Source organism: Ideonella sp. (assembly GCF_035254525.1).
Taxonomy (GTDB): domain Bacteria; phylum Pseudomonadota; class Gammaproteobacteria; order Burkholderiales; family Burkholderiaceae_C; genus Ideonella.
Genome location: NZ_DATFAN010000201.1, coordinates 1 through 11,888 on the forward strand (window position 1 = coordinate 1; position 11,888 = coordinate 11,888).

At 68.1% G+C, this 11,888-nt stretch carries 8 protein-coding genes; 5 read left to right on the forward strand and 3 right to left on the reverse strand.

Annotated features, from left to right (window positions below; all coding sequences use genetic code 11):
• Window positions 1-54: 54 nt before the first annotated feature.
• On the reverse strand, window positions 55-1,566 hold the full coding sequence (locus VJ693_RS22445; protein WP_324157923.1) for an alpha-N-arabinofuranosidase: 1,512 nt from the start codon (window positions 1,564-1,566) through the stop codon (window positions 55-57).
• Window positions 1,567-1,792: 226 nt separating this feature from the next.
• A complete protein-coding gene (locus tag VJ693_RS22450; RefSeq protein ID WP_324157924.1) occupies window positions 1,793-2,902 on the reverse strand; it encodes a LacI family DNA-binding transcriptional regulator in 1,110 nt (369 codons plus the stop codon).
• A 596-nt stretch (window positions 2,903-3,498) separates the two neighbouring features.
• Here VJ693_RS22450 and VJ693_RS22455 point away from each other — a divergent pair.
• The 4 genes from VJ693_RS22455 to VJ693_RS22470 all read left to right on the forward strand — a co-directional run bounded on the left by VJ693_RS22455 (window position 3,499) and on the right by VJ693_RS22470 (window position 7,737).
• Window positions 3,499-4,944: a sialidase family protein gene (locus tag VJ693_RS22455; RefSeq protein WP_324157926.1), complete on the forward strand. Its 1,446-nt coding sequence runs from the start codon at window positions 3,499-3,501 to the stop codon at window positions 4,942-4,944.
• A 78-nt stretch (window positions 4,945-5,022) separates the two neighbouring features.
• Window positions 5,023-5,658 (forward strand): DUF1326 domain-containing protein, encoded by a 636-nt coding sequence (locus tag VJ693_RS22460; protein ID WP_324157928.1) that lies wholly within the window; start codon window positions 5,023-5,025, stop codon window positions 5,656-5,658.
• A 97-nt stretch (window positions 5,659-5,755) separates the two neighbouring features.
• Window positions 5,756-6,487, forward strand: coding sequence for a DUF2182 domain-containing protein (locus tag VJ693_RS22465; protein WP_324157930.1), 732 nt, complete (start codon window positions 5,756-5,758; stop codon window positions 6,485-6,487).
• 71 nt (window positions 6,488-6,558) lie between these two features.
• Window positions 6,559-7,737 (forward strand): Fic family protein, encoded by a 1,179-nt coding sequence (locus VJ693_RS22470; protein WP_324157932.1) that lies wholly within the window; start codon window positions 6,559-6,561, stop codon window positions 7,735-7,737.
• A gap of 53 nt (window positions 7,738-7,790) precedes the next feature.
• On the opposite strand, the gene mfd is transcribed toward VJ693_RS22470, so the two are convergent.
• A complete protein-coding gene (gene mfd, locus VJ693_RS22475; protein ID WP_324157934.1) occupies window positions 7,791-11,237 on the reverse strand; it encodes a transcription-repair coupling factor in 3,447 nt (1,148 codons plus the stop codon).
• Between the two features lie 93 nt (window positions 11,238-11,330).
• Between mfd and VJ693_RS22480 the strand changes: the two genes are divergently transcribed.
• Window positions 11,331-11,888: IspD/TarI family cytidylyltransferase (locus VJ693_RS22480; RefSeq protein WP_324157936.1), on the forward strand; the 558-nt coding region annotated here is incomplete at its 3' end.

Below are 11,888 nucleotides of genomic sequence, written 5' to 3' on the forward strand. Positions count from 1 at the left end.
GAAAGTGCTCGGCCGGTTGTCTCCTCCGGACACGAGCGTATGGAAGGACGCAGCTCAGTGCATGGCCTGCATCCCGACAACGACGATGGACTTGGGCGGCAGCTCCAGCACCAGGCCCTGCGAGCCGGGCTTGGCCGAGAAGGGCGCGGGCACGACGGCCTGCGGCTGCTGGAAGGTGTTGTGGGCGTCCATGGCGGCGGCGGTCAGCACCTGGCCCTTGGCGGCGCCGGTGAGGTTGGTCGTCACCCGCGCCGGGCGATCCGGGTGAAGGTTGACCAGCGCCAGCACCAACTTGCCGTCGGCCGCGCGCGCGGCGCTGACCTGCACCGTCGGGAGCTCGACGTCGCCAGTGCTGAACGCAGGTGCCCGCAGCGTGGCCTTGAGGGGTGTCGCGCCCTTGAACGGGCGGTACAGGTCGAAGGCGTGGTAGGTCGGCGTCAGCACCATGCGTGGGCCGTCGGTCAGCGCCATCGCCTGCAGCACGTTGACCATCTGCGCGATGTTGGCCATCTTCACGCGGTCGGTGTGGGCGTGGAAGACGTTGAACGAGACCGCGGCGACGAGGGCGTCGCGCAGCGAGTTCTGCTGCCACAGCGAGCTGGCGCCGGCCGGAGTGTCGTACCAGGTGCCCCACTCGTCGATATAGAGCGCCACCCGCTTGGCCGGGTCGTGCTTGTCCATGATGGTCGAGAGGGCGGTGATGCGCTGCTCGATGCCCAGGGCGGCCTTCAGCGTGCGCGCCCAGGCGCCGGCGTCGAAGCCGGTGGCGTCGCCGTGCTTCGTCCAGTTGTCGGGGACGGAGTAGTAGTGCAGCGTCAGCGCGTCCATTTGCTTGGCGGAGCGCTTCATCAGCACCTCGACGCGGTTGTCATCACCCTCGCCATCGCCGGAGGCCACGCGCGTGGTCGACCACAGGAACGTGGCGTACTGGTTGTGCACGTCGGCCTGGTGCTCCGGGCTCATGTTGCCGCCGCACCCGAAGCTCTCGTTGCCGACGCCGAAGTACTTGACGTTCCAGGGCTTGTCGCGGCCGTTGCGGCGGCGCTCCTGCGCCAGCGCGGAGGTGTCGTCGGCCGTCATGTAGTCCAGCCACTGGGCCGCGGCCCTTGGCGGCATCGAACCCATGTTGCCGGAGAGGTAGACCTCGCTGCCGAGTTGCTCGGCGAAGTCCATGAACTCATGGGTACCGACGCGGTTGCTCTCCAGGCCGCCCCACCAGCGGTTGCGCCGGACAGGGCGCTGGGCAGGGTCGCCGATGCCGTCGCGCCAGTCGTAGTCGTCAGCGAAGCAGCCGCCTGGCCAGCGCATCACGGGCACGCCGACGCGCTTGAGCGCCTGCACCACGTCGTTGCGCCAGCCGCGCGTGTTCGGGATGTTCGACTCCGGGCCGACCCACAGGCCGCCATAGACGCCCGTGCCGGCATGCTCGACGAAGTGGCCGTAGACGGTGGGTTCTATGCGCGGGCCCGCAGGGTCCTGCGTCACGATCAGGTGGGCTTCGACGGGTTGGGCCGACGCCATCGTGGCGGCGACCAGCATCAGGACACCGAGGGCAAGGTCAATCATGGGCTGGGTCGGGCTGACAAGAGGGTGCGTTGGACTTAACTGGCGGTGGAGGACCAGCGGCTGCGCCGCGGGATGCGCTCCAAAACCATCAAATCGAGGTTGATTCGGCGCCGAATCAATTGGTGAAAATGAATGCGGCCTCTATGCCGCACGGCGCGATGATAGTTGGATCGGCCGTCGAACTAATTAGGGAAAACCCATCGGCGCTGTGGGCTCGCGTGCCGGTTCAGGGGATCATCAGCGGCGCATTGCGGGGGCAGTCGAACAACGTCCGGCCCGGAACGATCTCGACGGGCAGGACAATATTGCGCGGGCCCTCGTACGGCTCTCCACTGCGCTGCGCCTCGATCAATTGCATGAGGACGTTGACCGCGTGACGACCCATTTCGAGCAGCGGCTGACGCACGGTCGCCATGCGCAGTCTGCGGGCCAGCAAGGTATCGTCGAAGCCAGCGACCGAGATATCCCGAGGTACGCCCAGCCCTCGGGCCTCCAGCGCTTCTATGCATCCCAAGGCGATGTCGTCGTTGCCACAGAAGATGGCCTCGGGCAGCGGTTCACCGCGGTGGTTCTGCAGCCACTTCTCCATCACCCGTCGACCGTCCTCCACAGTGAACCATGTGCGGATCACGTGGTCGGAAGCAACTTCCACTGCGTTCTCGGCATGCGCACGCAAAAAGCCATCGACACGGCGGTCCGCGCTCTTGTTGTGCGGCGGTCCGCCCACGCAGAGGATACGGCGATAGCCAAGTTCAAACATATGACACACGATGCCGAAACCACCGGCCTCGTCGTCCGCCTCGACGTTCACTTGACCCTGAAATTGCCTTCCGGCATGGATCGTGACCAAGGGCGTATGTAATGGCAGCCAGGTCGTGCTGTCATCTTCGAGATTCGGCGCCAGAACGACCAGTCCGTCGACGCGGCCGTCACATAGCGCGGGGATGCGATTCGGCGCTTCATCCCAGCTGCTGAGCGGGAAGATGCATGTGGTCTGCTGGGCGTCCGTCGCGCCCCGCACGACGCCGTTGAATAGCTCCTGGAAGTAGAGGTTGGGTTCCTCGTAGGCAATGTTCGCGACGAAGCCGATGGCGTTGGCCCGTTGACGGCTGAGTGCACGCGCCGTCGCGTTTGGCAGGTAGCGCAGGCGCTTCGCTGCCGCCAGCACCCGTTCGCGGGTCTCCGCTGAGACGCGAGTCGAACCTTTGCCGGCGTTGAGCGCGCAGGATGCCGCTACATCGGACACGCCGGCTTCTCGCGCGACGTCAGCGAGCGTGGGCAATTTGTGACGACGGCTATTCGTCGGCTGGGAAGGCTTGGGTGTCGATGCGGACACTGACTGGTGGCGGGATAAGCGGGCGGGGCATTTTCACTTTATCACCGGGGCCGCCCGGAGGCTCGGCGTTGCCACGGTTGGAAGTCGGCAGCAGCGGTCCAGGAGTTCATGGCCTGCCTCACCCGCGAGACCCTCGCTGAGGTCAAGACCGCGCGCGCGAACAGGCGCAGGTTCAGTCCCAGGCAGGCTTGCTTCATCTCCCCAATGTCCTTCGCTCCGGCCGCCTGGGGCAACGCGTGTCACCCCGGGGTTATGCACCTTCCTTAGCGTGCCACTGGCCGCGAGGGCGAGGTGTAAGGGCATGCCTGCGATTGTGCCAAGCGCGCAATCGGCCTCAAGACTGGGGGGCGGGCAGTTTGCGCTGCTCCACCGCGACTGCTTTTACGCGATCAATCCGATGAGTCGACCGACAGCAAAGGGTCGATTCCAGCCACTCCCAAAGCCGGGGGGCGGCTCGATCTTCTGCACGCCGCAGGGCCGGCGATGGTCGCAGCACTAGGGGGTTCACAGGTGGGCCCGGCGTGACTAGGCTCGGCCCCTTGCCCTCAGGCGCGACCATCCGGTGCGCTTCACCGTGGCCTTGTCAGGAGACATCGATGCAACGATCGTCCCGTCTTGTGGTCTGTGCTTGCGCCCTGGTGTTGCTGGCGGCCGGCCCCGCGTCGGCCGCTGGCCGGAAGCGGATCAGCAGCGATCAGTACACCAACCCGGACAGCCAGCATGCCACCCAGGTGGAGCCCGACACGTTCGCGTTCGGCTCGACGGTGGTCTCGGCGTTCCAGACAGGCCGCTTCTTCGACGGCGGCGCGTCCAACATCGGCTTCGCCACGTCGCAGGATCGCGGCAAGACCTGGGTTCACGGCTTCCTGCCCTCGACCACGGTGAACAGCACGCCCGCCGGGCCGTACGACCGCGTCTCCGACCCCACCGTCGCCTATGACGCCAAGCACGGTGCCTGGCTGATCACTTCGCTCGGCCTTGAGGGCGGGACCGGCGTCGCTGTGCTGGTCAGCCGCTCGACCGATGGCGGCCTGAGCTGGGGTGACCCGGTGACCGTCTCGACCACGACGGGCTTCTACGACAAGACCTGGATCGCCTGCGACAACACGAAGACCAGCCCCCACTACGGCAACTGCTATGCGACCTGGGACGAGGTCTTCGCCGGCGATCTGCTGCTGACCAGCACGTCATCCGACGGCGGGAAGACCTGGGGGGCCAAGAAGGCCACGCAGGACAGCGCCACGGGCCTGGGCGGCCAGCCGCTGGCCCAGCCATCGGGCGACGTCGTCGTCCCGGCGCTCAGCGCCTTTGCAGACCAGATCCTCGCCTACAAGTCGGGCAACGGCGGTACGTCCTGGGGCGCATCGACGCTCGTGGCCAACATCAGCGAGCATGGCGTTGCCGGCAACCTGCGGACCTTGCCGCTTCCTTCGGCCGAGGTCGACGCTGCGGGCAAGGTCTATGTCGTGTGGCAGGACTGCCGCTTCCGGGCCGGGTGCGCCTCGAACGACATCGTGATGAGCACCTCGACCAACGGAACGACCTGGACGTCCCCCGTGCGCATCCCGATCGATCCGACCTCGAGCACGGTCGACCACTTCATCCCGGGTATTGCCGTGGACCGGAAGAGCGCGGGCAGCACGGCCCGCCTTGCGCTGACCTACTACTTCTATCCCAACGCCAACTGCACCGAAAGCACCTGCCAGCTCTCAGTGGGCTTCGTGTCCTCAGTCGATGGCGGGGCAACTTGGAGCGCACCGCAGACGCTGGCCGGGCCGATGGCCGTGACCGATCTCGCCAACACGAGCCAGGGCTTCATGGTGGGGGACTACATCTCGACCTCGTTCGCCGGCGCGAAGGCCGTGCCGGTGTTCGCCCTGGCCAAGGCCAGGAGCGGCACGGTCTTCAACGAAGCCATGTACGCCACCAAGCTGCCGGTGACGGCCCAGCAGCTCTATCCGCTGCGGGTGGTGGTGGACGAGCCCGTGCTCTCGCCGCAGGGCGACAGGGTCCGGCCCTCGCGCCGACTCGTCATCCCGTAGCGCCATGTTCGTGGGCTTGCGATCGGTTTGACGATGGTCTAGTGTCGCCAATCGTCGATCGACGAAAGGAGGCCGGCCATGGCTGATGTTCCGCAATGGCATGCCAAGGGCGATTGGTTCGATGTCTGCAAGTGCAACATCCCTTGCCCCTGCACCTTCGCGCAGCCGCCCACGGACAACACCTGCGAGGGCATCCTCGCCTGGCACATCTCGGAGGGCCGGTTCGGCTCGGTCGATCTGTCCGGGCTCAGTGTCGTCGGGCTGGGCAGCTTCACCGGCAATCTCTGGGCCGGTGCGAAGGCACAGATGGCGATCTACATCGACGACCGCGCGAGTGCCGAGCAGCAGCAGGCGATCCAGGCCATCTGGGGCGGGCAGGCCGGCGGCTGGATGGCCGGGTTCGCCGACCTGATCGAGACGATGCGTGGCGTCACGACGGCGCATATCGATTTCGCGGTGGCGGATGATTTGTCGAGCTGGCGTGTCGAGATCCCGGGCGTTGCGCTGGGCGAGGCGCAAGCGTTGACGGGGCCCACCACGGCGCCCGGCCAGCGCGTGCAGGTGCACAACCCGCCGGGGGCCGAAGTGGGGCCGGGGCAGATCGCCACCTGGGGCGTCGCCACGATCGACCGCGCCGATGGCTTCGGCTTCAAGTGGGATCGCAGCGGCAAGTCGAGCAAGCACTTCCCGTTCGACTGGAGCGGGCCGTCATGAGGCTCTGACCGAGCCCGTGGGCATGTCGGCGGGCAGCTCGGGTGTCGCCGCGGCATGGGCGCGCGGCGAGCGCGTCATGACCGGCGCCGGGCTGCTCTTGCTGACGCTGCTGGCGTGGCTGTATCTGGTGCTGCTGGCCGATTCGATGGATGCGATGGCCGGTGCCGGTAGGAGCGCCATCTTCATGGCCCTGATGCCGATGGGGCGCTGGGGGCCGGCCGAATTCGCGCTGTGCTTCGCGATGTGGTTGGTGATGATGATCGCGATGATGGTGCCGAGCGCGGCGCCGATGCTCTTCGCCTTCAATGCCCTGTCCCGGTCCCGCCCCGGCCGCGAGCGGGCTGGCCGATGGTCCGTGGCGTTCCTGCTGGGCTACCTGCTCGTGTGGTCGGCGTTCAGCGTGCTGGCCACCGGCGTGCAATGGGGCCTGCGGGAGGCCGCCTTGGTCACGGATCTGATGGCGAGCGCCAGCCCCAGGCTGAACGCCGTGTTGCTGCTCGGCGCCGGCCTCTACCAATTCGCCCCGGCGAAGCAGGTCTGCCTGTCCAGGTGCCGGTCGCCGATGGGCTTTCTGTTGGCCGAATGGCGCGAGGGTGCACGGGGCGCGCTGGTCATGGGCCTGCGGCACGGCGGCTTCTGCGTGGGCTGCTGCTGGGGCCTGATGGCCTTGCTGTTCGTCGGCGGCGTGATGAACCTGCTCTGGATTGCCGTGCTGGCCGCGGTCGTGCTCGCCGAAAAGCTGCTTCCCTTCGGCGCCATGACCGCCAGGGTGGCCGGGGTGGCGCTGATGGCCGGTGGGCTCTGGATCCTCGCATTGAGCAGCGGGTGACCTTGGGGCGTCGAGCCGTATCGGCCCGGGTTCGGCTCACAAAGTGAGCCGCAAATGGCAAAATGCGGCTCATGAGTGCGCCCACCTGGATCTGGCAACGGCCCGACTGGCCCCAGCTGTGGTTCGACCCGCAGGCGGCTGCGCCCCATCTGGCCGAGGCGTACCGGATGCATGGCGTGATCGAAGGCAAGGCCGCCGCCATCGGGCTGACGAGCACGAGCGAGATTACGCTCGAAGCCATGGCCCACGAGGTGGTGGCCACGGCCGCGATCGAAGGCGAGCGGCTGTCGATGGACATCGTTCGCTCGTCCGTCATGCGGCGGCTGGGGCTGGCCGCCACAGGCCCGGTTGATCGCAGCGTCGATGGCCTGGTGGCCGTCGTCAACGATGCGAACGCGGCCTGCGACCAACGCTTAAGCGAAGACCGGCTGTGCCGGTGGCAATCGGCGCTCTTTCCCGGGGGCACCTCGGGCATCCAGCGGATTGCCGTGGGCCGATACCGGGACCATGAAGACCCGATGCAGATCGTGAGCGGCCCGCTGGGGCGCGAGGTGGTGCACTACGAGGCGCCGAGGTCGGCCGACGTGCCTCGGCACATGCAGGCCTTCCTCGCCTGGTTCGACGCGACCTCGCCCGCTCGGACGGCCGCCGCCCCAGGCCCTGCCATCGACGGCCTGGCCCGGGCCGCCATCGCGCACCTCTGGTTCGAAACCATCCACCCCTTCGAGGACGGCAACGGCCGGGTCGGGCGCGCCATCGTCGAGATGGCCGTGGCCCAGCACTTGAAGCCGTCGCTGCGGCTCTACAGCCTTTCGCGGCAGTTGCTCGCATCGCGCAAGGACTACTACGACCAGCTCAACCTCGTGCAGCGGGGCACGCTGGACGCCACCGCGTGGGTGGCGTGGTTCGCGCGCCAGTGCACAGCCGCATACGAGGCCGCCGACCAGGTCATGGACCAGGCGCTGCAAAAGCGCCGGTTCTGGGAGGCGCATGCCAGCACCGCCCTCAACGAGCGGCAACGCAAGGTGCTTCAGCGGCTGCTCGATGATGGAGATAGCGGCTTCTCGGGGGGGCTGAATGCCGAGAAGTACATCAAGATGACCGGCACCTCGAAAGCCACCGCCACCCGCGACCTTTCCGAGATGGTCTCGAATGGGCAGCTGTGGACGGCTGGCGCTGGCAAGGCGACGCGCTACTACATCAACGTGCCTGGGTGGAGGCACGGTATCGAGTCGGGGGCGCGTTCTTAGCGGCCCACCGGCGCGACAGGCCAGCGGCCGTGCCCCGTCGATGTGGGTCACGATCAGCTGACAGGCTGCCCCAGCGCCCTCAACGTATCCCTCACGAACTGCGCCCGCTCCCTCGGCTCGGCAATCTCGCGCTCGATGCGCAGCTTGTCGTTGCCGGCCAGCTTGATGTGGCGGTTCTTCTGCACCAGCTCGATGATGCGCATCGCGTCGATGGGCGGGTTGGGGCGGAAGGTGATGTTCATCAGGCGCGGGCCGGCGTCGATCTTCTGCACGCCATAGGGCTTGGCGAGGATGCGCAGGCGGTGGGTGTCGAACAGGGTCTGGCCTTGCGTGGGCAGCTTGCCGAAGCGGTCGGTGACTTCTTCGAGCAGGGCATCGAGCTGGTCGGCGCGGTCGGCGCTGGCCAGGCGCTTGTAGAGGTTCAGCCGCATGTGCACGTCGCCACAGTAGGCGTCGGGCAGCAGCGCGGGGGCGTGCAGGTTGATCTCGGTGGTGCTGCCGAAGACGCCGCTGGTGGGTGAGAGCAGGTCGGGCTCCTGGCCGTTCTTCAGCGCGCGCACGGCCTCGGAGAGCATGTCGTTGTAGAGCTGGAAGCCGACCTCCATCATGTTGCCGCTCTGGCTGTCGCCCAGCACCTCGCCGGCACCGCGGATCTCGAGGTCGTGCATCGCCAGGTAGAAGCCGGAGCCGAGCTCTTCCATCTCCTGAATGGCTTCGAGCCGCTGCGCGGCCTGCTTGGTCAGGCCCTCGACATCGGGCACCAGCAGGTAGGCGTAGGCCTGGTGGTGGCTGCGGCCGACGCGGCCGCGCAGCTGGTGCAACTGCGCGAGGCCGAACTTGTCGGCCCGGCTGATGACGATGGTGTTGGCGCTGGGCACGTCGATGCCGGTCTCGATGATGGTCGAGCACAGCAGCAGGTTGTAGCGCTGGGCGACGAAGTCGCGCATGACGCGCTCCAGCTCGCGCTCGGGCATCTGGCCGTGGGCCACGGCGATGCGGGCCTCGGGCATCAGCTCCTGCAGCTTCTGGCGCCGGTTCTCGATGGTCTCGACCTCGTTGTGCAGGAAGTAGACCTGGCCGCCGCGCTTCAACTCGCGCAGCACGGCCTCGCGGATCGTGCCGCTGCCTTCGTTGCGCACGAAGGTCTTGATGGCCAGGCGGCGTTGCGGGGCGGTGGCGATCACGCTCAGGTCGCGCAGGCCTTCGAGCGCCATGCCCAGCGTGCGCGGGATGGGCGTGGCGGTGAGCGTCAGCACGTCCACCTCGGCGCGCATGGCCTTGATGGCCTCCTTGTGGCGCACGCCGAAGCGGTGCTCCTCGTCGATGATCAGCAGGCCCAGGCGCTTGAACTTGACATCCTTGCTCAGGAGCTTGTGCGTGCCGACGACGATGTCGACCGTGCCGGCGGCGATGCCGTCCAGCGCGGCCTGCACCTCCTTCGCGGTGCGGAATCGGCTCAACTCCGCCACCTTGACCGGCCACTTGCCGAAGCGGTCCGAGATGGTCTGGTAGTGCTGCTCGGCCAGCAGCGTGGTCGGCGCCAGCAGCGCGACCTGCTTGCCGCCATGCACGGCGATGAAGGCGGCGCGCAGCGCGACCTCGGTCTTGCCGAAGCCCACGTCGCCGCAGACCAGGCGGTCCATCGGCTTGGGGCTGATCATGTCCTGGATGACGGCGTGGATCGCGGCGCGCTGGTCGGGCGTTTCCTCGAAGCCGAAGCTGGCGGCGAAGGCCTCGTAGTCGTGGGGGGAGAAACGGTGGGCCAGGCCCTCTCGCGCGGCGCGCAGCGCGTACAGGTTCAGCAGCTCGGCTGCTGTGTCACGGACCTGCTCGGCGGCCTTGCGGCGGGCCTTGTCCCATTGGTTGCTGCCCAGCTTGTGCAGCGGTGCCTCTTCGGCACTGACACCCGTGTACCGGCTGATCAGGTGCAGCTGCGACACCGGCACGTACAGCGTCGCGTTGTCGGCGTAGGTCAGGTGCAGGAATTCGGAGGGCCCATCGCCCAGGTCGATGTGGATCAGGCCCTGGTAGCGGCCGATGCCGTGGCTGGCGTGCACCACCGGGTCGCCGATCTTCAGCTCCGACAGGTCCTTGATCAGCGCATCGACGCTGCTGGTCTGCTCCTGCTTCTTGCGGCGGCGCGTGGTGGGTGAGCTGGCGAACAGCTCGGTCTCGGTGAGGAACTGGATCTCGCGCTGGGCTTCGGGTTCATGCCAGAAGAAGCCGGCGGCCAGCGGCGCTGCGGTGATCGCCACCTTCTCGTCACCGGCCTCGAACTCGGCCAGCGTGCCGACGCTGGGCACGTCGATCTTGTGGTCGCGCAGCAGCTCGAGCAGGCTCTCGCGCCGGCCTTCGCTCTCGGCCACCAGCAGCACGCGGTGCGGCGTGGTGTCGAGGTGCTTCTCCAGCGCGGCCAGCGGCTCGGTGGCGCCGCGGTCGGTGGCCACGTCGGGCAGTGGGCGGGCCCAGTCGACCGGGTCGTTGCCACGCAGGGCCAGGGTGGCGTGCGGGCTGGTGCGGGTGAAAAAGTCCTCGACGCGCAGGAAGACCGTCTCGGGCGGCAGGATGGGCCGGTCGGGGTCGTGCTGCAGGAAGCGGTGGCGCTCGCGCGTGTCGGCCCAGAAGCGCTGCAGCGCCTCGTCGACCTCGCCGTGCAGCGCGAGCATCGTGTCGGGCGCGAAGTAGTCGAAGATCGTTGCCGGCTCGTCGAAGAACAGCGGCAGGTAATACTCGATGCCCGCGGTCGCAATGCCCTGGGCGATGTCCTTGTAGATGCGCGATTTGGTCGGGTCGCCTTCGAGCATCTCGCGCCAGCGCTGCCGAAAGCGCGTGCGCGCCGCGTCGTCCATCGGGAATTCGCGGCCGGGCAGCAGCCGCACCTCGGGCACGGGATAGAGGCTGCGCTGCGAATCGGGGTCGAAGGTGCGGATCGAATCGATCTCGTTGTCGAACAGGTCCACGCGGTAGGGCACCGTCGAGCCCATCGGGAACAGATCGATCAGCCCGCCGCGCACCGCGTATTCACCGGGCGACACCACCTGGCTCACGTGGCTGTAGCCGGCCAGCGTCAACTGGCTCTTGAATGCCGCCTCGTCGAGCTTGGCCTTCTGCTTGAACTGGAAGGTGGTGCCGGCGAGGAAGGCGGGCGGCGCGATGCGCGTCAGCGCGGTGGTCGCCGGCAGCAGCACCACGTCGACCTCGCGCTGGTGGATGCGCCACAGCGTGGCCAGGCGCTCGGAGATCAGGTCCTGGTGCGGGCTGAAGGTGTCGTAGGGCAGGGTCTCCCAATCGGGGAACACGGCCACCCGCAGGCCGGGCACGAAGAAGGGCAGCTCGTCGGCCAGCCGTTGCGAATCACCCGGCTCGGCGGTGACGATGGCGAACAGGCGCTTCTCGGCCGCGCGGGCCTCGGCCAGCCGGGCGAGCAGCAGCGCATCGGCCGAGCCGATGGGGCGGGGCAGCGTGAATCGTTTGCCGGGGGCGATGGTGGGGAGTTGCATGAAGTCGAACTGGCGGGCCGGACCCAAAGCAATACGCCCCGCGGCGGCGCATGACGGGCCGGCGGGGCAAAGATGCGATTCTAGAATCGCGCCATGTTGATCGAGCCTGCCGGGACCATGCCCCGTTGCTACGCCCTGGTTCCTTGCGCCGGTGTCGGCGCGCGCTCGGGGGCGGCGGGCCCGAAGCAATACGAGCTCGTCGCGGGCCGGCCGATGGTGGCCCACACGCTGGCGGCGCTGGCCGCGGTGCCGCGGCTGGCCGCCACGCTCGTCGTGCTGGCGGCCGACGATGTGCAGTTCGACGCGGCCGTGCCCGCCTTCGAAGGTGAGCGCGGCTGGGTCGCGCGCTGCGGGGGCGCGACCCGTGCCGAGACGGTCGCCAATGGCCTGGCCGTGCTGCGCGAGCGCGGCGCCCAGCCGCACGACTGGGTGCTGGTGCACGATGCGGCGCGCTGCCTGATCCGCCCCGAGTGGGTCGAGCGCCTGATCGACGAATGCATGGCCGACGAGGTCGGCGGCCTGCTCGCCTTGCCGGTGGCCGACACGCTGAAGGCCCAGGGCCGCGACACGCGGGTCGCCTCCACCATCGACCGCGGCGGCAAGTGGGCCGCGCAGACCCCGCAGATGTTCCGCCTCGGCCTGCTGGCCCCG

Coding starts and splice junctions, on each gene's coding strand:
- VJ693_RS22445 (WP_324157923.1), bottom strand. CDS start 1,566: ATGATTGACCTTGCCCTCGGTGTCCTGATGCTGGTCGCCGCCACGATG.
- VJ693_RS22460 (WP_324157928.1), top strand. CDS start 5,023: ATGGCTGATGTTCCGCAATGGCATGCCAAGGGCGATTGGTTCGATGTC.
- VJ693_RS22455 (WP_324157926.1), top strand. CDS start 3,499: ATGCAACGATCGTCCCGTCTTGTGGTCTGTGCTTGCGCCCTGGTGTTG.
- VJ693_RS22470 (WP_324157932.1), top strand. CDS start 6,559: ATGAGTGCGCCCACCTGGATCTGGCAACGGCCCGACTGGCCCCAGCTG.
- mfd (WP_324157934.1), bottom strand. CDS start 11,237: ATGCAACTCCCCACCATCGCCCCCGGCAAACGATTCACGCTGCCCCGC.